This window comes from Microbacterium imperiale (genome assembly GCF_017876655.1).
Lineage (GTDB): Bacteria > Actinomycetota > Actinomycetes > Actinomycetales > Microbacteriaceae > Microbacterium > Microbacterium imperiale.
The window spans coordinates 1607262-1629894 of the sequence record NZ_JAGIOK010000001.1 but is presented as its reverse complement, the minus strand read 5'-3'; the positions used below and the strand labels follow the sequence as shown (position 1 = coordinate 1629894).

At 64.4% G+C, this 22633-nt stretch carries 16 protein-coding genes; 10 read left to right on the top strand and 6 right to left on the bottom strand.

What is annotated here, in order from left to right:
• Positions 1–8: 8 nt before the first annotated feature.
• A complete protein-coding gene (locus JOF37_RS07910; protein ID WP_210006346.1) occupies positions 9–1445 on the bottom strand; it encodes a hypothetical protein in 1437 nt (478 codons plus the stop codon).
• Positions 1446–1632: 187 nt separating this feature from the next.
• Positions 1633–1788 (bottom strand): thioredoxin domain-containing protein, encoded by a 156-nt coding sequence (locus JOF37_RS07905; RefSeq protein WP_245338120.1) that lies wholly within the window; start codon positions 1786–1788, stop codon positions 1633–1635.
• A gap of 279 nt (positions 1789–2067) precedes the next feature.
• On the opposite strand from JOF37_RS07905, the gene JOF37_RS07900 reads away from it, so the two are divergent.
• The gene (locus tag JOF37_RS07900; protein WP_162815385.1) at positions 2068–2310 is read left to right on the top strand and encodes a hypothetical protein; all 243 of its coding nucleotides are present in this window, start codon (positions 2068–2070) and stop codon (positions 2308–2310) included.
• Between the two features lie 928 nt (positions 2311–3238).
• Here JOF37_RS07900 and JOF37_RS07895 read toward each other — a convergent pair.
• Positions 3239–3832, bottom strand: coding sequence for a hypothetical protein (locus JOF37_RS07895; protein ID WP_210006345.1), 594 nt, complete (start codon positions 3830–3832; stop codon positions 3239–3241).
• On the opposite strand from JOF37_RS07895, the gene JOF37_RS07890 reads away from it, so the two are divergent.
• The 3 genes from JOF37_RS07890 (at position 3831) to JOF37_RS07880 (ending at position 6797) form a co-directional block, all read left to right on the top strand.
• Positions 3831–4439: a hypothetical protein gene (locus JOF37_RS07890; protein WP_210006344.1), complete on the top strand. Its 609-nt coding sequence runs from the start codon at positions 3831–3833 to the stop codon at positions 4437–4439. The two genes, JOF37_RS07895 and JOF37_RS07890, sit on opposite strands and share 2 nt — an antisense overlap.
• Before the next feature lie 244 nt (positions 4440–4683).
• Positions 4684–5289, top strand: coding sequence for a hypothetical protein (locus JOF37_RS07885; protein ID WP_210006343.1), 606 nt, complete (start codon positions 4684–4686; stop codon positions 5287–5289).
• Positions 5289–6797 (top strand): hypothetical protein, encoded by a 1509-nt coding sequence (locus tag JOF37_RS07880; protein WP_210006342.1) that lies wholly within the window; start codon positions 5289–5291, stop codon positions 6795–6797. Before JOF37_RS07885 ends, JOF37_RS07880 begins: the two co-directional genes overlap by 1 nt.
• A 459-nt stretch (positions 6798–7256) precedes the next feature.
• Here the strand turns inward: JOF37_RS07880 and JOF37_RS07875 are convergent, their stop codons facing one another.
• A complete protein-coding gene (locus JOF37_RS07875) occupies positions 7257–8189 on the bottom strand; it encodes a hypothetical protein (RefSeq protein WP_210006341.1) in 933 nt (310 codons plus the stop codon).
• Between the two features lie 485 nt (positions 8190–8674).
• On the opposite strand from JOF37_RS07875, the gene JOF37_RS07870 reads away from it, so the two are divergent.
• The 3 genes from JOF37_RS07870 (at position 8675) to JOF37_RS07860 (ending at position 14912) form a co-directional block, all read left to right on the top strand.
• Complete coding sequence (locus JOF37_RS07870) at positions 8675–8815, top strand: hypothetical protein (protein WP_210006340.1); 141 nt, start codon at positions 8675–8677, stop codon at positions 8813–8815.
• Positions 8816–12932: 4117 nt separating this feature from the next.
• Positions 12933–14036, top strand: a complete 1104-nt coding sequence (locus JOF37_RS07865) for a tyrosine-type recombinase/integrase (protein ID WP_210006339.1) — start codon at positions 12933–12935, stop codon at positions 14034–14036.
• A 168-nt stretch (positions 14037–14204) separates the two neighbouring features.
• A complete protein-coding gene (locus JOF37_RS07860; RefSeq protein WP_210006338.1) occupies positions 14205–14912 on the top strand; it encodes an EcsC family protein in 708 nt (235 codons plus the stop codon).
• A gap of 784 nt (positions 14913–15696) precedes the next feature.
• Here the strand turns inward: JOF37_RS07860 and JOF37_RS07855 are convergent.
• Positions 15697–17829, bottom strand: a complete 2133-nt coding sequence (locus JOF37_RS07855) for a hypothetical protein (protein WP_210006337.1) — start codon at positions 17827–17829, stop codon at positions 15697–15699.
• A gap of 368 nt (positions 17830–18197) precedes the next feature.
• Positions 18198–19089, bottom strand: a protein-coding gene (locus JOF37_RS07850; RefSeq protein WP_372445425.1) for an IS5 family transposase whose coding sequence is annotated in 2 segments (ribosomal slippage) — positions 18198–18705 and positions 18704–19089 — 894 coding nt in all. Because the reading frame shifts where the segments join, the coding sequence is not laid out codon by codon here.
• Between the two features lie 861 nt (positions 19090–19950).
• Here JOF37_RS07850 and JOF37_RS07845 point away from each other — a divergent pair.
• From JOF37_RS07845 to JOF37_RS07835, 3 genes are all read left to right on the top strand, one after another.
• Positions 19951–20364: a hypothetical protein gene (locus tag JOF37_RS07845; RefSeq protein WP_210006336.1), complete on the top strand. Its 414-nt coding sequence runs from the start codon at positions 19951–19953 to the stop codon at positions 20362–20364.
• Between the two features lie 227 nt (positions 20365–20591).
• Positions 20592–20861, top strand: a complete 270-nt coding sequence (locus tag JOF37_RS07840) for a hypothetical protein (RefSeq protein WP_210006335.1) — start codon at positions 20592–20594, stop codon at positions 20859–20861.
• 41 nt (positions 20862–20902) lie between these two features.
• Positions 20903–22615 carry a hypothetical protein gene (locus JOF37_RS07835; protein WP_210006334.1) on the top strand — a complete coding sequence of 571 codons (1713 nt, stop codon included), beginning with the start codon at positions 20903–20905 and terminating at the stop codon, positions 22613–22615.
• Positions 22616–22633 lie beyond the last annotated feature (18 nt).

The window sequence follows — 22633 nt, the reverse complement described above, 5'->3', positions numbered from 1 at the left end:
GGTCGCGGTCATCCACGTCCCGACTCGACGATCTTCTCCGGGTGCCACTTGATCATGTACGAGAGAAGCGGGTCCAAGATGCGGATCGAGGCCTGGATGCCGGTGCCCTGCAGCTCAAAGACTGGCTGAGGTATGGCCTCCGCTGCAACGAGCTCGGCAAAAGCGAACTCCTCCTCATCGCTCTCGTCGTCGGGAGTGTCCTCGGAGACGGTGCGGTTCTGCGCCTCCAGCGCTGACGTGGTGTCTTTTGATGCGAGTAGACCGAGATTGCGAGCCTTCAATTCGAGTGCGAGTCGGCCCAACTCTTTCCCCTCCATCTGCAGACGGTCACCCACATGTTTCTTCAGCTCCGCCAGCGGCAGCTCGTGGGGAGAACCGAAATCGTGCAGTGACTGCATGATCAGCTGATAACCGTCGAGCTCAGTCGGCGGGTCAATGGGATACGTCTTCTTCCCACGCTTACGACGCGGGTCCGGCCCGGCGGAGAGCTTCGCTAGCCAGCCCAGGGCTTCGTCATCCTCCAGAGACCGGAAGAATTTGTCCATATCGTCGGGGGCGCACACCTCCTCGACATCTTCCAGCTCGTCGCGGTGGAAAATGTTGTTCTCCATCTCGCAGAGGTCGAGACAGAGCTGTTGCATGATCTGCGGGCTGCCGAAGCTCTGTTCAGCCAGGTTGGTGATCAAGTCCGGCGAGGCCCACAATCGCAGCGCCTTGAGCCCCTGAGTCGCGATCTGCTCGAGTTCCTCAACGCCCCAGCGGGGTACCGTGACCGTCTTCCGGCGGCCGCCGGTGTTCGTAGTCGAGAACGCGGGATCGAGCTCACCCCCGGGAATCGTGCTGAGGATGACAGCGCACCCGAGGTCCGCCAGCGGACGAAGTGCAAGCACGATGGCTCGTCGTGCCGCAGCATCGGTCACGAAGTGGAAATCGTCGATCGCGATAACAACCTTCCGGCTGTTCGCGCGAAGCAGCCCGACCGCCTCGGTGACCGCGACCGACGGATCGACGTTGAACTTCTGGACCGAGGAACTGCTGTCCTGCTGCTCATTCGTAGCGTTGCTCTGGACCGCAGCTCCTGCACCGAGCCAGCTCAACTGCAGACGTGTGAGGAAGCCCCAGCTCGTCTTGTCACTGCTCGCCAAGCCAGACTCCTTCGACGTCGGGATCTGGAGCTGTTGAGCGAGCTTCAACCAGAGATCGTCAGCGCCACTGCCCAGACTTTGCCCGGGTAGATACACCGACCATGAGTCCGCCGGTAGCCCTGCGAGGAAGGTCTTCACCAGAGTGGTCTTGCCCAGCTTGGTCGTACCGAGAAGCGACACGAAGAAGCCTCCTCGGTTGACCCAGCGCGATAGTTCGGCCGACACGCCCGTGCGGTCGACGTCGGTCACGGTCGGTAGCTTCGCCGGAGTGAACACGTCGGCGGTCACAATGAGGGACACATCGTCACTCTATTGGTGGGGTGCGCAGGCGTACTCGAACGCAAGGCGGGAAAGTTTAGCAACACGCCTAGAGGCGTCGCGGGCATCCACTACGCCCTGAGCGGGGCTCAGCGATCGCCGTGGGCGCGGCGTAGCTCGACGATCTTGTCGACGCGCAGGCCCGTCCAGCTGTCACCTTTGTCTGTGATTACCAGCGGCAGCTCACGCACGCCGGCTGCTCGCAGCTGCCGGTGACGTTGACGTCGACGAGCTCGAAGTCGATACCGGCGAGGCGCAGCGCTGTGCCGGTGTTCGTGCACTTCATGCAGCTCTCGGCCCCGTACACCGTGACATGAATGCTCATCGTTCGTGATCCTCTCTTCGGTCCTCGGCAGTTCAGCCGATGCCTCGCCATCGGCTGATACTTGCCGCCCGCACGTCGGCTCGGAGCGGGTCAAGGGCCGGCATCGGCGGGATTCCGTAGGAATCTGCGCAGCACACTTGAGGCGTTCTGAGCCGACGTGCTCCCCCGGTGCCGCCGGCGCCTTGAGCAGTTGACACGTACGTGTCATTAGTGGTGTTAACAGCACTTCGACCGGCGTGTTGGCTGACACATGGTGTTGACACCGCTATCGTCGCCGGTATGACCAGACGGCAGATCCCGCGAGGCACGCGCGTAGCGTCGGCCCGGTTGTCACTGATTGTGGAGGAAGAGCGCAAGCGCCGCTTCGATCAGATCGCCGCGCAGGCAGGTATGTCTTCCGCGGGATTTTTCGAGGCGGTCGTCGCTCATCTTGAGGAAGATCTGAGCGACCGTGGCGTGCCGAACTGGTTGCCTCAGCCCGAACCACACGACGGGGAGCTGCCTATCAGCGACGTCGCATAAAAGACTTCGCCCCCCGCAGATGCGAGGGGCGAAAGAGTCAAGTCCGATCCGATGAGTTTGGCGACCTAGCGGATCGATAGTCCCAAACACCTGCCACGAGTGGCGGGCCTTTGGCGTACCTACCTGACGGGAGGAAGGTATGTGCACACCTTAACGCACAGCGACCCATCTAGCCATAGCGCGAGAGCTATAGCCGGCTGGAGCAGGTGGACCCGGACGGGGCGTCGTCCATCACACTCTCGGATGAGTTCGTGGACAGCTACAAGATCGACGACGAAGCGGCTCGCCTCGACAAGATCGCGCAGTCCGCGTCCCAGGGGCGCTGACCTGTTAAGGCGGGTCAGCGCACGGCCCCGGCGGTCGAGGCGCAAGTCATCGAGCTGGTCCGGGCAGGTCCGACCCGTCGCCAGGTCTCAGAGGCGACGTGGGTGTCCGAGCGTGTGGTGAGCTGCATCGTTCGTGACGCCCCGGCGTCACATTCGCGATGAACGTCACGGGCTCGTCTGGCGCCTCGGAGGCCATGGCGAAGGCCAGGGGAGGGCAGAGCCAGTACGCGCGGAATCGGCGTGCAGCGTTGTCCGAGCGGATCCTGGACGCAATGGAAAGACGCTCGATCTACTGGCAGGTTGTTCGGCCCCGCGTGAGCGGCAGTTCCTATCGCAGACGCTCCGCAACCACACCGCGGCGTATGCGGATCTGACGGCGTTGGACGCGAAAGCGGCTCCGGACATGCAGGTGGTGCTGTCGGTCTACGATCGGTTCAACGCGAATGTGGATTCGTTCGTTGCGGCCGCGCCGACCCCGCGTGCGGGGCTGATCCACGACTGACGCTGCGCGCCTCTCCGGCGGTTAAGGTCCCCGGAGCCCACTCCTAGGGCTCCGCGGGTTCTTCGTGTTCAGGAAGATGTCACGGAGCGCCGCGCGGGCTTTATCTCTGGTTCGGCTCGTCAGGCGGAGACGTCCTTTTACGAGGGTGTCGCACAGCTGTCGCAGCGTCGTCCGTGGACAACTTGCCGCGGCGCCACAGGGCAAGCATGTCCGCGGCGTTGCTCAGACTCAAGTCGCGCTCGTTCGAGGTCTCCTGCTCCCGATTGGTCGCTACCGCGAAAGCTGCCTCAAGCGGTGCTTGTTCCTCAGGCGCGGCGGTCATCTGTGCCACACGGATTGACGCAAGAAGCCGCGCCCCGGCGGCGTGTGGCGTCTCCACTGAGAGCTTGGCGTTCGGAGCGAAGGCGAACTTGAATGCTTGCGCGGCCGCGCTGTACTCGCCGAATAGCTGCACCACCTTGGCGACGGCGGTATCGAGCTCCTGCTTGTGCGCCCGATCCAGGTCGGATTTTCGAACTGCCGCCTCATACGTCTCCTGGCGACGGCGCAGGTTTAAGGAGAACAGCCATGCGGCGAGGGCTCCGAACCCTGCGCCAGCAAGCGCGCCCCACATCGTCGCCCAGAAGGTGCTCCAGAAGTCCACGCGCTCAGGGTATCCGGCGGTGTCGCAGGCCGCTTCTATGATGAGTTCCATGTGGGCGACTGGGGAGTGGGGCATCGGGCGGCGTCCGCGCGACCCCGAGTGGGGCGTCTCTCCCGCCGCGGAAGAGAAGTTGAAACGGATTCGGCTCCTGAACGCGGACCTTGAAGTGCTCAGGTCTGCGGCGGTCGAGCGCACGCGACAGGCGGAAACCAAGGCTTCTTTCATCGTCGTCGCTGCCGGGGTGCTCGCGTCGGCCACCGGAGTCGGGTTGATCACGATCGATACCTGGCTTATTGGCGTCGTTCCGTTCGGCCTCACGGTTGCGACGGTGGCCTTGGCGACGGTCGCACTTTGGCCCCGCAAATTAGACGTCGCATCCGCGCGGAACCTAGTCGATAACTGGGTTGAGTCAGAGAAGTCTGCCGCTGACCTTGAGGACTACCTTCTTGAAGTGAAGGCGGTCGAGATCGCTCGCCGCGATGCTCAGAACGAACAGCGAGTGAAATGGTCGAAGCGGGCATTCGCCTACCTTCTGGCGAGTCTCGTCGCGGCGCTACTCGTCGCTGGTACCAATGCCCTAGCCCCTATCTGGAGTGAGAATGCCGAACAACAACGAGTCGAAGCCCCAACCAGCCCCGAAGCCACCGTCGCGCCCTAATGTCGACGACGCCCTGCAGACCCTGACCGGTAGCGGAGAGTCGCCGAGGACCAAATGACTGACGACGAGAAGCCGAGTACGTCTCGGCCCGACGTGACGCCTGATCTAAAGCAGGTTCACGAAGACCTGCGCGACAACAAGCCGCGAGTTCAAGACTGAGTTGTCAGCCGGGACCGACATCCCGGCGTTGGCTCCGTGACGCCAATGCGCGGGGACAGAGGTAGCGTTCGCTAATGTACCGAGCATGACCCGAATCGAGGGGGAGTCGGCTCAGGCCAAGGGGGCGGACGGCGCGCGGCGCGCGAAGCGATGGCTTGAATCGACCACCCGCGTCAACGCCCAGTGGGTTAACCCCGACCCGCCAGCCGTATCCAAGCTGCGCTTCGCGTGGCCTCACGGAGGCCAGAACTTCTCCTTCGACCTCGGTGGGCTGCTCCGGTACGGCGAGTACGACGGGCAGATGTTCTTCGCTGAGTCCAAGAACTACGCAAAGCCGAGTGACCTCGCAGACCACTACTCGCAGTTCCTCGCACAGTGCTATGTTGCCTACCTCGACAAGCCAGGGATGTGCGACAACTTCATGTGGCTCGCCTGGAGCCCCCACTCCATCACGAAGTGGCCGGAGCTCATGACCGCCGAGTACGTGCGCGAACACGTCATCGAGCACCGCGTGCGGGTGTTCGGGGTCAAGGAGAAGGACAAGGCGGAGGCCATGATCGACCCCGACGCGTTGTCGGCGGTGGCGAGCAGGCTCTGGCTCATTGTCCTGTCCGAGAAGCAAGAGAACCTCGTGATCTCGAAAGAGCATCGAGGGGTCATCGAGGACTACGAGGCGAGGAAGGGGGACTAATGGCTGACGTGTCCGGCTTCGCCGCGCAGATCCTCGACGGGCTCTTCGACCCATCCCCACGCGAGTCGATCTTCCGTGTCAAAGACGCAGTCGCCAAGGAGCTTTTAGCGCTCGACGCGACTGCGAAGGTGCGGTCCACCAACTACTTCAACCACACGTTCGCACCCGACTTCGTGATGACCTGGCCGGACGAGAGTAGCCGTCGGGTGTACCTCCGCCTGACGTACGATCTCGACGCGCTTGTCGACGACGTGGCCCTCATCGACTCCACCGACCCGCTCATTTTCGGACTTACCAGTCCCGAATCGGTGGAGGCGCAGCCGGCGATCGATCAGGTGATCGCCGACACCGACGCCATGTTCACTGAGCCGTCGGCGCTGGAGCGGCTGATCGACCGTAAACAGTCCGACTCGACGGCCAACATGCTGAGCAATGCACTAGCCCAGGGTGGTCGCGGCACGTTCGTGGCCGACCAGGCGGTGGACCTCGCGGACGTGGTGGCGCGCGGCTTCGACGCAGCGGCGCAGGTCGAGTTTGAGCCGACAGCCGAAGCCGTCACGGCGATTGAGGACCGCCTCGGTGGCCCGCAGGCATGGCGTATGAACCGTGTGCTGCAGGCGGTCTGGGAGGGGAGCGAGGGTTCACTCACTCAGTTCCCTGGCGGCGCGGACACGTCGGGCCGGCTCAACCCCGAATCTCTGCGTTATCTCGTCAAGTACATGCGGACGGACGACGAGAGATTCTGGAAGCGGGTCGGTCGAGGGCTTCGCCTGTCCGACCTGGAGACGCTCGACTTCGATACCGACTCCGACAACATCCAGTGGCTCATGAAGGCCAACCTGGACGTGATCGCGGCGCGTGCCGCCGTGGTGAAGAGCGACCCGCTCGGGCTGGACTCCCCGGCGGAGGGCGAGTTGTTCCGGTGGGCCCGCCGGGGACGCCACATCAGCTTCGAAGCGCCGAACCTCTTCGCGGTCCTCGGGGGAGCGAAGAAGGACCTGGACGACGTGGAGAAGGATGCGGCGCAGGCAGTTTCGGTCGAACGGTTCATCGAGCGGTCGGACGGCTTCGACCTGATCGAGGTGAGCGTGCACTCGGGCCCCGAGCACATCAGTGCGAAGATCGACGAGGGTGCGATCAGCACCGAGCGTCTGCGTGGGCTGTCGGCGACCTTCGAGGGTGCTGGCGAGGTGGCGCAGTCGATCGTGTCCACGCGATCCGGACGCGTGAACGTCGATCTCGCCGAGCGCACCGGGACTGGGGTAACCCGGAGCAAGATCCTCATGGCTGATCTCGTGGCGACCACGATCCCGCTGGTCTATGACCTTCCCGAGGAATACCGCGATGCGCTCGCGGAGTTCTTGGCGTACGAGAAGGACGATGGTCAGACGCCTCTTGATATGAGCGAGCTCGACGATGAGGACGAGGACGGCGACAACGAGGACTACGGAATCATCGACCCGGACACAGGTGAGATCGCAGCTTTCCCCGGCGAGACGACCAACTAGGTACGTCCTGAGCCGCGCTTGGTTACTGGTCAGAATCCTTGGTCAAACGGCAAAACATCCCTGTGTATCCGGCCCCCGCGAGGTCGTAGCCCCGGCGAGACGTTCGCGGGGCCCCCGGTCCTGAATGGGATCGGCGGCCTCGGTTATGTAGACCTTCGACAAGGTTAGCGATACCGTTGCTCGCGCTTCGAGCAGCCCTTGGCCGCCCCATACACCGTGACGTGAATGCTCATCGCTCGTGACCCTCTCTGCGGTCCTCAGCCGTTCAGCCGATGCCTCGCCATCGGCTGATACTTGCGGCCCGCACGTCGGCTCGGAGCGGGTCAAAGTCAAGCGTCGCCGGAATTCCGCAATAAGCTAGGCCGCGAACGGGGCGCTCATATTCGGTACCTCCGCCCGCGTGCCGGAAAGCGCGAGGATCCGCCGGTTCGGTCATCGGTTGGGCCGGCGCGAGCTCGGTCACGGTGACCATGCTTCGCGGCCAAGGCTCTTTGGATGTGGCCGATTTGAGCTGTCGCGGTGATACGGAGCCTTAGGCGGGGTAGTCCGTTCTGGTTGGGCCAATCTAGGGAGAGTCCGCACATTCACTTTCACTGTCGAGCCTTCGATACTGAAGAGGTGGTGGTGATCGAATTCTCGGGTGAGCTCGAACCGCGGCGCAAAGTGCGGCGACTGGAGATGCTCGAGGAGCCTTGCGAGCGGCGTGGGCTCGTTTGAGGGGACAGCCAGTTCCACGTGCAGTATGCCGGGGGTCGTCCATGTCTCGATCACGAAGGGGTTGGCTGAGAGGAAGAGGCCGAGTCTGCGTACCACCGCGCTGAGTGCGATGAACTCCGCGTTATCCCGGAGCTGGACATCAAATTCGCGGCCGAGCACCGGGTCCCCGGGGCGGACGCCCACGAGGTCTCCGCAACGCAGGAAGGTCTCACGTTCCGCCTCCAGTGCTGACATCGAGACGCCAACGAAGGTCACTTCCGCATCGACGCCGAGCCGAAACAGCGTGACACCAGTGCGGCCGGCATTCTCACGAGCGCGAAGAAACGGGATGCCTAGGGCGAGCCCCTCGTCGAAGTTCCAGGCTGGTAGGAGCTCACACAGTTCGTTGGCCAGCTGGCGTTGGCCAACGACGAGGGTGAGGTAATTGCGTCCGGCCTCAATCTCCAGTGGAACCATGCGGCCCTCGCTCGGGTACTCGGGCTGATCGATACGGAGGAGGTAACGCAATTCTTTCAAAATGCGTCCTTCGAGTGCCTGCTGTTCGAGCGTCGGTGTTGGCACGAGTGAGCTGTCAGGATGAAATTGGACGTACGCCTGCGCTTCCCGCAAGGGCTCGAGGAGGGCCAAGCTGCGTAGCTGAGCGGGTGTGATGGTGAGTGTTTGCGTGCGTGTCATTGCGACTCCAAGTCATGGCGCCATGCGATTGCGGCGGTCGCCGCCGCAATCGGGGCCACGTCTAGTCGTACCGCCTCGCGTCTCGTTGCTTCATTAGTTCGGCGGTGTTGATGCGCCGTAAGTTGCCGATTGAGCTCAAGAACGAGCAGAAACCGCATCGGTCACAGCTTCGTATCGATTGGGTCGAAGGCCTGGCGGCGCTCGAGGTGTCTTCCCCGTGTGCGGTGCGGGTAGTGCCTTCGAAAGTTCCCCCAGCCATGCGTGGCGACCTGACGCAACCGAGGCGTCGCGCCGTACGCGCGCTCGTCGCCGTGAGGCATAGGAACTTGCGCATGATTGCACGGTCGAGGCTCAAAGTCGCGCGCCCCGGGGGAGGCTGATCGTGCACCGTTCGCGGAGGCGGGCGTCGCCCGCTCAGCCCGGTAGCTCGCGCGGAGAGTCACGTCGAGCTCGGCCGGCGAGCTGCGGAGGAACACGGCGGCACCGTGGCGCTCGACGTCTCCCTCGACGCCGAGCGCCAGCGCTCCGTCGTCGAGCTCAACGGCTTACCCAACTCCGGGCTGTACGCGTCCGGCACCTGGCTCCTCACCCGGGCGCTCATGGACGCCGCCGATCGCGGCTACTGAGGTTTCCCTGCTGGGGCCCTCGTCCCCCTCGGGTGGCGGGGGTTCCTGCTTTGCGCCGTCGAGCGCGAAGCAAGATGCCGGTGGTGCCCGATAGGAAGAGCACATGCCTCGACATCGTCCCTATCGGTCCCTCGCCTCAGCCACGGGGCGCACGGTTGATCTACGACTCAGAGGCCAGGATGAGCTCGACCCACCCGAGCACGAAGGGGTGCTGATCCTCGCGACCACCGGCTGGCGAGGCCGGCGGCGTGCATGGGTCAGGTACAGCAACGGGCGGGAGGACGTCATCCATGAGACCGAGATGACCGCCTGGGCCCGCCCCGACGCGCCGCAGAGCTGAACACCCTGACTCCTTCGAATCGCCCCCGGCGCAGCACCAGCTGCGACCGGGGGCTTCTTCTTTCGGGCTGACGCCCCGTGGCCAGGTCTTGCCCGCTTGGTGACCGGCCCCTGTCCCCTACATGGCCCGTCGCGACACGATGAGGACCCCGCGGCCTGGGCGTGGGTTTCCGCTGGGCGCTCGGGGCCCCGTGTCTGGTCACGCGGCGGCCACCGCCTCGATTCGCCCTGCGGAGCGATGACTTCCGAGCGCTCCCGATGGTCGCCGCCCCGCCGATGCCCACCGTCAGGTCACGCCACGGACATACCTGGGTCCATCGTGGGCGGCGAGTGACCGGAAACTGGTCACGGTTTCCGGCCCCGGAAGCTGGTTCTCGAGCAGCGGTGAGGGGTTGAAGGGTCGGGGGCGTGAAGCGATGGGGGCGACCTGCGAGGCCCCTAGCGACTGGAGCTGCGTCGCCGCGCCCGCTTCCACCCTCCGGCTTCGTTCGCTGCGCTTTCTCCGCCTTCGGAGTGTCCGCGTTCGCGTCGCCGCCTCTCCACTCGCGCCGAACGGCTGAGGGCTGTTCGGGGCCTCAACTGCTGCAGTCTCGCCAGGGCTGACGGGCCGCTTCCCTCCCCCTCTGAGGAGATCTCCGGAGCCGCGCAGAGCAGCTCGTTCCTGCGTCCGTCGGAGAGCGTGATCGGGGAGCTTCCGGCAGCGGTGCTGCCGACCAGGGAACAGATCAGCCGGCGGAGCCAGATGGAGGCGAAAGCCCTCCCCGGGGGCTCCGCCCCGGAGGCATGGTCGCGCAGTCTCATCACCGAGCGGGGCTCGGCGATGAATCCCGATCTCCGATGGTGAGAGAGCGACGTCCTGACTTCTCAACTGGGCGTCAATGGGGCCAAAGCCGGTGCCAGTTGAGAAGTCGATCAGGCGACGGGTCGCGACGGTGACTGGGCCGGCCGCGAGGGGCTGCGAGGTGACAACGCCTCCGGGTCGGGGGGTGGATGCCGAGCGTCGATACTCGCCGCATCGGGGCACCCAGGCGCTGCGCGCGCCCGCTGTCGTGACGGTGCTCGGCGACCAGTTCCGTGACCACCACGGTGGTGTCCTGGCCGCTCCACAGTCGCGGCCGATGAGGCGAAAGAAGAGCCTCCCAGCGCCGCTTGCAGCGGCTGTCGCGAGACCTGGTGGCCACGTCATCTCTGGCGAGCTGCCGCGTCCAACAGAGAGTGTCAGAGCGCGTACCGAAGAGGTCTGAGCGATGCTCCGACCTGCGCTGATGCGAGGCGAAAGCGACCGCGTGCCCGCGGCCGCGACGGGGCAGTCGACTGAGGGCGATGCCGCCCTCAACCTCGCTGCGCTCGAAGCAGTCGACTAGACGCCGATGGCGCCCAAAGTCAGTCGACTACCAAGCCCCGTCTTTCCAACGGTTTCTGTCGCCACAGTCGACTGAACAATCCTCCGCGATGCTCCGAATCGTCCAGTCGACTGATGATCAGTCGACAACAGAAACCGCTGATGCAGCAGCAGAAATGACCTCGATCCGGCGCTGTAGCTTCGGATGCGAGGGAGAGAGAGAAAAGAGCATAAGGGGAGGTGACGCCGGGCTGCGTTTCACCCTTCGCTGCGCTCGGTCGAAACTTGCCCTGCGGTCGGCACAGCCGACACCTCTTCGGAAGCCCCTGAGACTGTCGCTTCGCTCGGTCTCCTGGTCTTCCTCACCCTCACCGCTGACGCGTCTCGGGCCCTCACTCGGAGCTGCCGCTCCTCGCCCTCTGACGCCCCACCGGGGCGTCTTCGGGTGCTCCCGCCGCTGACGCGTCTTCGCGCTGCTCCGATGTGTCAGGCGGCGGCTGACCGCGTCCTTCGCGGACGCGGGAGAGACGGTGCGGCGATGCCGCGGAGGATTCGCGGAGGAGACGGCGCTTCGACCACTGCGTCGCTTCGCGCCGCAGCGGGAGGTTCCGATCTCTTGATGCCTCTCGAGCACGACCGGGCGGCGGCGAACTAAGTCGCCGAGATCGGGACCTCTGTGAGATCGCTGGCGTGTGGCTTGCGTGGTCCGTCGCACGGCAGTCACGCGCCGACGAGCGGGAGCCCCCGACCGCGGAGGAGGCGTCTCGAAAAGACTGCGCGCGTCTGCCTCCTGCGCTTTGTGCCGACCTGGCGCTTCGACGGCTGACAGCGCGTATCGGTCGCTGTCAACCGCGCGAGCCGGTCGTCGCGATTGCTTAGCTCGGCGCCGAGCCCATCACCCTGGGCGTCTCTGGACTCCCGCTGACTCCGCCCCGCGGGTGAGCAAGCCCTTCCAGACCGGTCGCAGCTCGTCATGCTGCGCCGCTTGTTCGAGCACCGGCCTCGGGGCTGGGCCGAACACGCGCCAGGGATTCGTTGCGCGAATCTTTAACGGAATCATTGTCGCCGCTCCTGCCGCGTATCTGAGCTGGAGGTTGGTGCGCCGCCCGAGGCCGGGTTCGTATCCGAGCGCTTCGGCGGTGAGCCTCCGCACTCCCTACGCCGCAAGGGCGGCTGCGGGCCCGTCCGTCTCCCTGCATGGGGACTACTCGGATCCCGCTGGTTCTACCACCTGCGCCGACGGGTCGGCGCAGAGCGCCGCGGCACTCGCTGTACCCCTCAGCGGAAAGCTCTGGACGCCGATCGACCTTGCGAGGCCAGGACGCAGACGAACCTACGTGACGCTCGGTTCTGCCAGCCGGGGTCCAATGCCGGTGGGGCTACCTCCATCGACTGGGTCAACAAGGAGGATCAAGTGGCGCGCTGCTTCGTGGGTCGGCATTCGCGAGGCGCCAGCGGACGCGGCCACTCTCGTTCAGTTGGATCCCGATCAATGACCGCTCCAAGACCGGCAGCGCGCTGCCGGCGTCCTCGAGCGAGGCGAAGTTCTCGCCTACGTCGACCGCATCCACAGCTGCAACCTGTCTGCGATGGCGTGATCTAGGCCAGCGAACTCAGGAAACGGCGAACTCGCGTATCTGGACGGGGTGAAGCGGCGAGCGAGCTACACACCGTCAACGTTTGGTCGTTCAGCTGATAGGGACTCGCGTCGAAGAGCAGCAGAGAATCTGTCCCGCTGCACTTCCCGTTGGCCGAATGCGCGGAGCGAGATAGGCTTGGGGATGCAGACCCCCCCACACACGTGGATCAGGGGGTCTCGCTGTTTCTTCGCGCCGCGCCCGTTGTTCTGCGATCTCGCACGCACCCGCCCCGCGCTAGTGACACCTGATGCGGTCGTCCAGGAACGACGATCAGGCCCACCTCAGCTCGAATTTGGTGCGGTCAGCGATCGGCAATCGCGTGCCGTCGTGGCATCGATCCTCCGTACTAAAGCGCGCGAAGCGCGAGATGTCGGCGGTGCGTGGGAGCATGTGGATCTAATCGAAAACTGAGTGTTGTCGCGATGACGGCTAGCTCGGCGCGGAGACACTCCCGTGCCACGACCGACGGTCGTAACAGGGCGCAACGACGGGCAGGGATCCGTCGGAAGCACTCCTCACACCATGAGGAGATGCCCCTTGTCTGCAACCGCAACCACGTCCGTGCGGAGCTTGGCTGATGCTGTCGCCAGCTCTGAACTGCTTGACGCTCTGATCCGGCCGGACACCCTCGCCGATCGACTTGGCACTACCGAGCGCAACCTTAGCGAGTGGCGTATCACCGGCCGTGGTCCCAGATACATCCGAATCGGACGTTCGGTGCGTTACCGGCCCGAGGCGGTGGATGCGTGGCTTCTCGCGCAAGAGCATGCGAGTACGGCGGAAGAAGCCTGCTGACGTGGGAACGATCAGGGCGTACGCCACGAAGAACAAGGGTCGGCTCTACGAGGTTTGGTACCGCAAGCCCGATGGCTCACGGGGTCATGATCGCGGTTTCAAGCTGAAGCGGGATGCTGAAGCGCACCTCGCTTCCGTCGAAGTCGCCAAGCTCCGGGGCGGGTACATCGACCGTGCCGACGCCAAGGTGACCGTCGCTGAGATCGGCGCCGAGTGGCTCGTGCGGCATAGGGCCAAGGTGACGGTCAGTTCGCATCACTCCGTTGACAGTGCATGGCGTGTGCACGTTCTCCCACGTTGGGGCCACTATGCCGTTGGCGCCGTTACCCGACGCGAGGTTGAAGCGTGGCTAACGGATCTCGGCCGCACGCGTTCTCACACCACCGTCGCGCGAGCCCGCGACCTGCTGGCCGGCATCTTCGACGACGCCATCGAGGACAACAGGGTGCTCAAGAATCCGGCTCGCGGGCTCACGATCAAGAGAAAGCCCATCCCGGACGAAGTGTTTCTCGACCACGCGCAGGTCGAAGAGCTCGCGCTCGCATCCCGATACCCAGACCTAATCCGTTTCCTCGCCTACACGGGGCTTAGATGGGGCGAGGCGACAGCGCTCCGGGTGCGAAACGTTGATCGTCAGCGCCGTCGAGCTCACATCCGGGAAGCCGTGGCGGACGTCAACGGCACGCACCATCTGGGGTCGGTGAAGTCGCATGAGAAGCGCTTGGTCGCTTATCCAGAGTTTCTGGATGGCGCCATCGAGCGTGCCTGCCGAGGCAAGAGCCCCGACATTCGGCTCTGGGAGGGGGCCAACGGGTCGTACCTCCGGCCCGGAAACACCTACAGCGGGTGGTTCGCCGCCGCGGTGCGTCGTTGTATGGACGCCGATCCCACCTTCCGCCGTGTGACCCCGCACGATCTGCGTCACACCGCTGCATCTCTCGCCATCAGCGCGGGGGCCAACGTCAAGGTCGTGCAGCGCATGCTCGGGCACAAGTCCGCGAAGGTGACACTGGACACGTACGCAGCCCTGTTTCCGGATGACCTCGACAATGTCACCGCCGCGTTGACGCACAGGCGTACAGAGCAGCTATCGCGAGCTGACTAACGGGTCCGGTGTAGCGCGGCTCGTGGTGCATGTTGGTGCACTTTTAGGTGTAGGTGCCCGTGCGCAAGTGTGAGCTTGCCGGCGCAGATGTGCCCGAAAACGAGCAGAAATCGCAAAGGTAGCGTCCTTGCAATGCTCGCGCTCCTGCTCAAGAAGTAGCTTGTGACAGTGGACGAGAAAGAGATGCCGGTTGACGGTCGCGGTTTGCAGGGCGTCGTGCAGACGGCACTTGACACGGCGCTTCGAGTGCAGGCCGACCTCATCGAGAAGAACCTCATCCGGGCTCGCCAGCGGAACCCCAATGGAACGCCCAGCGAGGCGATCATGTCGTTGGAGCGCATGTACCGGAGTGCTCTGACCGGGACCGGCGCCGGCGTGGGGGCGGCGGCAGCGGCTCCGGGAGTAGGGACCGGCGCTGCGCTTGTGCTGGCTGGCGGTGAGGCTCTCACATCACTGGAGCTCAGCACTCTCTTTGCGCTTTCGGTCGCTCACATCCACGGGGTGCGGGTCGATGAGATCGAACGTCGGCGCACTCTCATCATGGGCATTCTCGCTGGCGGTGGCAGTACGGAGATGATCAAGCGGGTAGCCCAGCGCACGGGGCCGCACTGGGCGAAGACGATTGTGGCGAAGGTGCCGGCCTCGCAACTTACGGCTATCAACAAGGTTCTCGGTCGTCACTTCATCACGAAGTACGGCACCAAGCAAGGCATCATCGTGCTCGGCAAAGTGGTGCCGTTTGGGCTGGGTGCTGTCATCGGTGGCGCTGCGAACCTCGTCTTCGCCGAGACCGCCGTGCGTGCCACGCGGCGAGCGTTTGGCCCCGCGCCTACTCATTGGCGCTCCGGGGGCGAGCATCAGATCACGCCGTCTTGACGGAGTGATCTGGGCTGACCCAGAACAGTCGTATACCTAGCTTGTGCAGTGCGGGTGCGATGCGTTCGATCTCGACACGGTGGTACTCGGAATCTGGAAGAGCAAGACCAGCGCTAGTTCCATCTGAACAGGTCGCTCGCATTGCCCGAGCCACCGCGACAGCTACGTGAGTCCTCACCTGGTTTCGCGTAAAGGGCTTACCGAAGCGCGCGGTTGTGCTCTTGGAGCTGCCGTCCCCTTTCGCCTCGATGATCAGGTGCTCACGACCTCGGCTGGCAACTACGTCGTCGCCGTGTTGGTGGCTGAGCGCGAACGAGTCGATCGTCCATCCCTCCGACTGAAGGTGCCTCATCACCGCGCGAACGACATCGTCTTCGAAGACCAAGGACGCGCCTACGGGAGGGTCGGGCTCGCTGTCGCCTGAGTGATGGATCGGCATTGTGTGACCCTAGTCGCATCCCCGCAAACGATCGTTCCGGCAGGCGTCGTCGACGTCCATGGGCAGCTGCGCGACACGCCGAGACTCGATCCGTCGCCCCCTGCCGAAAGCCCGGGTCTCGAAGAGGGGGCGGGGCCCCAACGCTTAGGCCGTCGAGCTCGGCGCTGCCGGCTGCGAGCGGGTCTGCGTCGACCACATCGAGTCGGGCCTGCGTGGTTGCGACTGGATCCACCGTCAATGCTCAAGTAGCCGATCTGATCGGGCTTTGTTGCTGAAATCGGCGACTGCGTCAGCATCCAGGTCATCGGCGGAACGACGCTCCGCCTTTCCCTACGACGGCCGGTATCAGCCCGAGAGGTCCACAACGAGGCCGACCAGCGCTGATACGATCCCCAGTAGCTGAACGAGAGCCGCCCAAAGCAGGCGGCTCAGGCTGGCGCCTTCATTCACGCACCATTTGTACAGAATCCAGGCGCCGACGAGAAACGCCACAACCATCCCGATGATCACTGGGGGCCAAGCGCCGATCAGGATCGCGAGAACGAGCGCCAGCACCCCACCTGCGCCCATACCGACTGAAGTCAAGACGCGCTTGATCTGCCGTCCCCGCCATGAGACCTGTTTCTCGAGGTCGGAGATGCGGACATTAGCCGATCGGACCTCGTCCTGGGCCGACCGAGCCTCGACACCCTTTTCAGCAGCCAACGACTGCGCTGCGCGGCGAGAGGCTTCGGCCGCTGCAGCCGTGTGGTTTGCGCTCTCGACCTTTTGCCTTGCCAGCTGCTCCTGCCGTTTGGTGCGAGCAGCCAGAACGTCTGCCGCAATCGCGGTGGCGGTGCGTTCGTTGTTTCCTGAGTCAAGCGCGAGGTCCAGCGTCATCTGGGCGTATCGGACATCCGTCGAGGAACCACCATTGCCAGGGGCGAGTAACTGCGCGAGTTCGAGGGCAACATCACTTGTGTAGCGCGACGGGAGGAGCCACATTGCCTCTTCCACGAGTTGGGTCGCGGCTGCCTCCGCAAGTGAGACGACGTCGGTAGGAGGCACGGTAACCGACAACAGAGTGCTCCATTGGGAGACACTCATGCTGATCGAGATCCGATCCGTTCGAACCAGCGTGCTGTAGGGGGCAGCTAGATGGCGGTCCGGCGTTATGATCCAGCCTCCCGGCCAACGGGTGCTGGCGTTCTGTCGCCTCCGGCGGCGCCATACCACTGCCATCGACTCGGCGTCTCTTTGGATGGCGTTGGCTGATCGGGAGAAGCCGTCTAGCTCGTCCTCGAGTGCCGCCTTACACCGCTCGACGTTGGCCCGGTCGTTCTCATTATGGTGAGGTCGGACGATCACCCGGAGATCATCCAGACGTTTGGAGATCGCCTCCGCGGCGCCGAGCAACTGATCGAGCGACTTGTACGTTCCATCGCGCAGGAGTTCTACCGCGTACGAGGCGAGTTGGTCTGCAGAAAGGCTGGCGTACCACTCCTCCTTGATGCCCCTGTCGTGCGCTTGTTGAAAGCTCCGACGAATACGCGGCAACTCCGACTCGACTACACCGACGAGCTCGGTGATCGAGTGTTCGCACACGATCACCTCCCAACCCGCCGCGACCGCCATACTGATCGTGAGCGCGACGGTTCGACTGACCCGCGTCGGGCCTATCAGATCCAGAAGGACTGGCGTATCGATGAGCGCGCGCTGGCCCTTCGGTGATCCCAATGCGTCGAGGACTGACGCGGAGTCCCGTCCCGCGACGTAGGAGTGTAGGACGCAACCCGTGGTGATCAGAGAGACCAGCTCGTTCCCGAAGGGGTCGAGCGGGTCCAGCGCGGTGAGTGTGCAGGCCTTCAAAAACTCAAGGACAGTCAGGTCCGAACCACCGCTATCGAACCGAGCGAGCACCGCTCTTCGATCTACCTTCCGAGGCGACAGTAGCCTGCCGACTAGATGGTCCACATGGCCGAGGTAGGCGTCCTGGGAGGTCGTGATCCCAGCTATCAAGGCTCCGACGATACGTTCGAGCCAAAGCTCCGCGGTCTCGTCCGTGATGGTCAGGTCGAGGTCACTCAGAGCTTTCTCGCGGAGATCGAGGGCTGCTCTCGCGCGAAGTTGCTCGACCCACCCTTCCTGCCCCTGCACATCCTGCACACCGCGGGGAGTGAGCTGCCAGAGCTCGGCATCGTCAAGCGCCTCGATCGGTCGCAGCAGCCCCAGCTCCTGCCCCATCATGAGTGAAGAGCTGACATCTCCAAGGCTTACTTTTGCCCCGGGCCACACACGATGCACCTCTCCACGAAGTTCGCCCACCGACTTATCACCGTCGCTGAGTGAGTGAGTGATGGCAGCGAGGATCAAATCGGGCTTCGTGGCGGAGTTCGATGTCTGTACGAGACTGTGAACGGCTCCCATGAAGGCGAAGCCGTGCTCCAAGAGTGTGTCGTCGGAATTCGCGAAGTTTTCCGCGAGTACGTCGCCGGCCATGGTCATCCGATCGTTCGTGAGGCACACACACTATCGGTTGGTCGCGACAGCTCTGGGTTCGTACTCGCGCGAAGATCCGTTCTGCGAACGATGCCACGCCCATACAGCCGCGCCAGAGCGCGCCGGCCCTCTCCCGCGGAAAGCCCGCGTGTCACCGTGTGCTTTCGGTTGTTTGCGTACCGCTCAGCGGCCGTCCTGCTGGGGGCACAGGCCGTCGGCGCAGGCATAGAGCCTTTCCCGAAATCACTTCGACAGCATCGCGTTGTCTGTGCGGAAGCGGACCCGGCCAAGGCCGGGGCGGCGTGGCCCTACGGGCGGATCTTCTTGCCGTGAAGCCTTCGGCAGCGTACTGTCGGCCATCCCGCGCGCTAGGCCGTGTGGATTAAGTCGGTCTTGATCCAGATCAGCGTGGCGGCGAGGGCTATCGCGGCGCGGTAGGAGCGGGCTGTCTTATCTGAGCGCATCGCGATGCCGCGCCATTGCTTGAGTTTGTTGAAGCAGCGCTCGACGACGTTGCGTCCCTTGTAGCGCTCCTGCTGGGCTTCCCCGAAGTCGATGGGCCGGCCAGGCTTCCTGCGGCGGTGCGCGATCTGGTCGTCGCGTTCCGGGATCGTCGCGGCGATCTTCCGCTCCCGCAGCCACGCCCTGTTCTTCTTCGACGGGTAGCCCTTGTCGGCGAGCACCCGATCCGGGCGCCGCCTCGGACGGCCGACAGCTCGAGGGACGTGGATCTGCTCGAGTGTGGCGGTCATCATCGTGGTGTCGTTGATGTTCGCGCCGGTGATCACCCAGCTCAGCGGACGTCCACGCCCGTCGCAGACGAGATGCACCTTGCTCGTCAACCCGCCACGGGAGCGGCCGATCCCGTGATCAGGCGGCTCTTCCCGCGGATTCTTGTGATTCGACACAGCCCCCTGTGTCGCGGCTGAGGGTCGCGCCGTGCTGGTGCACGCGCGCGATCGTCGAGTCGATCGACACCACCCAGTCGAGCTTGCCCGCCGCGTCCGACTGCTTCTGCACCTCGGCGAGCAGCTTCTCCCAGGTGCCGTCCTCGGCCCAGCGCGCGAACCGCTTGTAGATCGAGTTCCACTTCCCGAACCGCTCCGGCACATCCCGCCAGGGCGCCCCCGTGCGGTACTTCCAGGCCATGCCCTCGACCGCGAGACGATGATCCGTCCACGGCCGCGACCTGCCGACCGGCACCGGCATCAGCGGCTCCAGAACAGCCCACACCTCATCCGAGATCTCCTGACGCGTCACACCATCGAGACTCGCCGATCCTGAGCCTGAACCTCTTGATCAACACGCCCTAGTCGGATACGCCGACCGCTCCGCGGATTCGGGCACGGCTGCTGCGCTCCCTCACATCGCGCCGGAAACCTCTTGGCTGCCGCCCCTTCAGTGGTTGTGCGCCGGCCGACCTCTCCGGGGACGCCAAGTCGCCTTCGCGGCAAGAAAACGTAAGGGAGGGGCGAATCATGAGGACACGAACCGTCGCCACATACGAGGGGGAGAGGGGATGCCTTCCTACCGAGGTCGACGCCAACCTCCGCACCCACCACGCGCTGACCCTCGGCGTTGCGGAGGCCGACTGCCATCTTTCCGGATGACCTCGACAACGTCGCCGCCGCGTTGACGCACAGGCGTGCGGAGCGGCTATCGCGAGCTGACTGACGGCTCTGATGGAGTGCGGCTCGTGGTGCATTTTGGTGCACTTTTAGGTGTGGATACCCGTGCGCAAGCGTGAGCTTGCCCGCGCAGATGTGCACGAAAACGAGCATAAATCGCGAAAGTAGCGTCCTTGCGAGGCCCGCGAAATGGGTTCAAATCCCACCGTCACCGCCAGCGAAAACCCCCGGTTATCCGGGGGTTTTCTGTTTGTGTGGGGCGTGCGTGCTGCATTTCCGGTGCAGATCTGAATCTGACACTGAGGCGACCACGGGCTCGCGCCGGTGCGCGTGGCGGGGCGACGCCCGCACCCTAAGCTCGAGTTTCGAACGCGAGCAGGACCCGGCCGCTCACATAGCTCACCCGAAGCTCGCAGACGCGCCCCGGCATGAGTGAGGGATGCGACCCGGCGGCCTCGTCCGCTGACCGATCCCGAGCGAAAGCAGCATCACGATGAGGGAGAGACCCGTCTCGAGGAAGACCGCGATCGGGTGGTCTGTGTCCTATGCCGCTATGGCGGCGGTGTTGGTCGCGGGCGCGATCTGGGCGGTCTTCGCGCCCGTCTCGGAAAACCTCGCTGTCCTGCCTAGAATCCTCTTTCCCGTGGCGACGTTCTTTACCGTCGCCGCAGCCGTGGCGTTCGCGCGCCGAGACCCCAAGGCGCCGACGCGCTGGAAAGACCTCGCGCGCCCGGTGCTTGCGTTCATCACCGTGTTGTTGAGCATGCTCTCGGCGCTACACCCGCTGTGGGCGCTCGGGGGCGTGCTCGGTGCGGGCGCAGCCACGTGGGTCGGCCTTGCCGGTGGGTGGTGGGAGCGTTCGATCTTCAGAGACGAGGACGCTGAAACCATAGAGGACGCGATGTAAACCCCCCGATAGGCAAACCGTGATGATGGCTGCGGCCTCCCACCGGACATCGGATCATGCGCGCTTTCGGGTGGGCGCGTCATCAGTGATCAGCACGGGGGGCGACCACGGCTTCGCCTGCCGGGGTTCCTTCGTTCGTGTTGCACAGTGATCGAACCAATCTCATCCCTTTGTGTGATTCGCATTTTCTGCCGCGTTCATAGGCTGGTTGCGCCTCTGGAGGTGGCATGACCGACGTTTCCGTGCATTTCGACACGCTTCGCTCGTCGGCAACCACGATCGGTGCGGCGGGCCGGGCTGTGAGGAACTCCGGCGAGCTTGGATATGTCAGCGAGAGCGTGATCGGATCGAACGAGGTCGCGTCTGTTCTGCAGGATGTCGCGACCGAGCACAGCATTCGCGCGGAGGTCGCGAGCGAGACGTTGGTGACTGTTGGTCGGCGCCCGGAGGCGTCGGCGAGCGAGTTCACTCATCTCGACGGAGTCATGGCGTACTGATGGTCGACCGGAATGATCCTGGTGCCGGCGATCCTTCCGCGATGGCTGCCATGGCCGATGACTGGGGTGAGCGGGCAGAGAGTATCCGTTCTTCGCAGACGAGCGTTCGTTCCGCAGCGGAGGCGGCATCCGGTTCGTCGTGGTCGGGCGAAGCTCACGATGCTTTCCAGCGGCAGGTGGCGGCGGTGGAGCCCGATCTGCTGGTGCTCGCGACGGGCATGAGCGCCGCGGCCGGTGCGCTGAGGGGATACGCGGAGGTGGTTCGCGCGATCAAGGACGAGCAGGACTCGCTCGCCCGACGCCGCGCTGTTGTCGAGGATGAGCGCGAGGAGCTCCGTGGGCAGCTGCGGGTTGCGCGCGCGGAGTCGTCGAACAACTACGTCTCATTTCCCGAGCCTGTCGCTCGCGCTCGTGCGTTGGAGATCGAGCTCGGCGACACCCGGGATGCTCTTGACGCCGTGGAGGCGGAATGGGATGCGCTGTGTGAGCGGCGTGCTGCGGCCGACGATGCATTGATCTCGGCGCTGTCGTCCCGGGATGTGCGAGGTGCGCTGGGAGTGTTCGCTCGCGGGGGTGCTGCGGCGATCCCACGGGGTGGGCTGCTGACGCTGGTGGCGTCGCTGTCGGAGGCGGACCTTCGGCCGCTTGTCGCGGTGCATCCTGAGGTCCTCGATCAGATCCGCAGTGTCCCTCCGGCAGAGGTCGCCACCTGGTGGGGAGCGCTCGTCGATGGAACTCGCACTCTGCTGGTGAACGGCATTCCCGAGCTGATCGGAACCCTCGGCGGCATCCCGGCTGTCGTTCGCGAAGCGGCGAATCGTCTCGTGGCCGCGGCGAATCTGGAGATGCTCCTGGTTGAGAGAAGCAAGCTTGCTCTGGACGGGCCGGTCGCCGTCGCTGGCCCGTCGGGCGTGGCCAGTCCCTGGATGCTGCGTCAGATCCTGGAGCACGTCAACGAGCAGCAGCACCAGGACCGGCTCGCCGCGTTGGATACCGAGATCGCCTACCTCAAGCGCGTGGTGGCAGGAGATGTGTCGCTCTACCACTATGACCGGGACCGGCAGCAGATCATCGAGATGTTCGGTGACGTCTCGAAAGCGGATGTCATCATGAGTTTCATGCCCGGCACCAACACGACGATGGAGAGCTTCTACTCCTCCACCGCCGACGAGGGGCTGACATCCCTGACGCGGCGGATGGTCGAGTATCCCCCCGATGGTGTGGAGTTGGCGGGCTTCGTGCTCAAGCAGGGGTTTTTCCCGAACCTCGCTCCGCCGGAAGTGGCGGTGTTCGGACCGCAGGTGAATCTGTGGGCTCTGCCGCTCGGCAGCCGTTACGCGGCGTTCGAGGAGGAACTGGATGTCATCACCGACTCGACACCTCTCCTCTCCGTCGAGCACTCATTCGGGTCGAGCCCCGGCGGTCAAGCTGAACGGCTGGGTGCTGACTTCCAGGCACGCGTGGTCCTGGCAGGCATCGGGATGCTGGAAGGGTGGGAACCGCAAGACGGCACCGCCTACTACGCCATCCAAGGCCCCACCGACATCAACCGGGCGTTCGACGGGATGCAAGTGGACCCGTTCGGATACGCCGTGACCGCCAGCGAAGAGAACGGCTTCACCGAGCTCGACTCCGGATTCACAGGTTTCCGTCCCTTCGGGCAACACGGGGACGTGATCTCACCGGATCCGTCCGTGAACCTCCAGACGCATCTCCACCTGGAGCGCATCTTTATGGAACTGGCGAATCAATGAAGCGGTCCCGTGCAGTGT

Bases quoted from the DNA above. Each gene is read 5' to 3' on its own strand.
- JOF37_RS07890 (WP_210006344.1), top strand. From the start codon at position 3,831: ATGTGGGCGACTGGGGAGTGGGGCATCGGGCGGCGTCCGCGCGACCCC.
- JOF37_RS07835 (WP_210006334.1), top strand. From the start codon at position 20,903: ATGGCTGCCATGGCCGATGACTGGGGTGAGCGGGCAGAGAGTATCCGT.
- JOF37_RS07875 (WP_210006341.1), bottom strand. From the start codon at position 8,189: ATGACACGCACGCAAACACTCACCATCACACCCGCTCAGCTACGCAGC.
- JOF37_RS07885 (WP_210006343.1), top strand. From the start codon at position 4,684: ATGACCCGAATCGAGGGGGAGTCGGCTCAGGCCAAGGGGGCGGACGGC.
- JOF37_RS07905 (WP_245338120.1), bottom strand. From the start codon at position 1,788: ATGAGCATTCATGTCACGGTGTACGGGGCCGAGAGCTGCATGAAGTGC.
- JOF37_RS07880 (WP_210006342.1), top strand. From the start codon at position 5,289: ATGGCTGACGTGTCCGGCTTCGCCGCGCAGATCCTCGACGGGCTCTTC.
- JOF37_RS07900 (WP_162815385.1), top strand. From the start codon at position 2,068: ATGACCAGACGGCAGATCCCGCGAGGCACGCGCGTAGCGTCGGCCCGG.
- JOF37_RS07845 (WP_210006336.1), top strand. From the start codon at position 19,951: ATGAGGGAGAGACCCGTCTCGAGGAAGACCGCGATCGGGTGGTCTGTG.
- JOF37_RS07840 (WP_210006335.1), top strand. From the start codon at position 20,592: ATGACCGACGTTTCCGTGCATTTCGACACGCTTCGCTCGTCGGCAACC.
- JOF37_RS07855 (WP_210006337.1), bottom strand. From the start codon at position 17,829: ATGGCCGGCGACGTACTCGCGGAAAACTTCGCGAATTCCGACGACACA.
- JOF37_RS07895 (WP_210006345.1), bottom strand. From the start codon at position 3,832: ATGGAACTCATCATAGAAGCGGCCTGCGACACCGCCGGATACCCTGAG.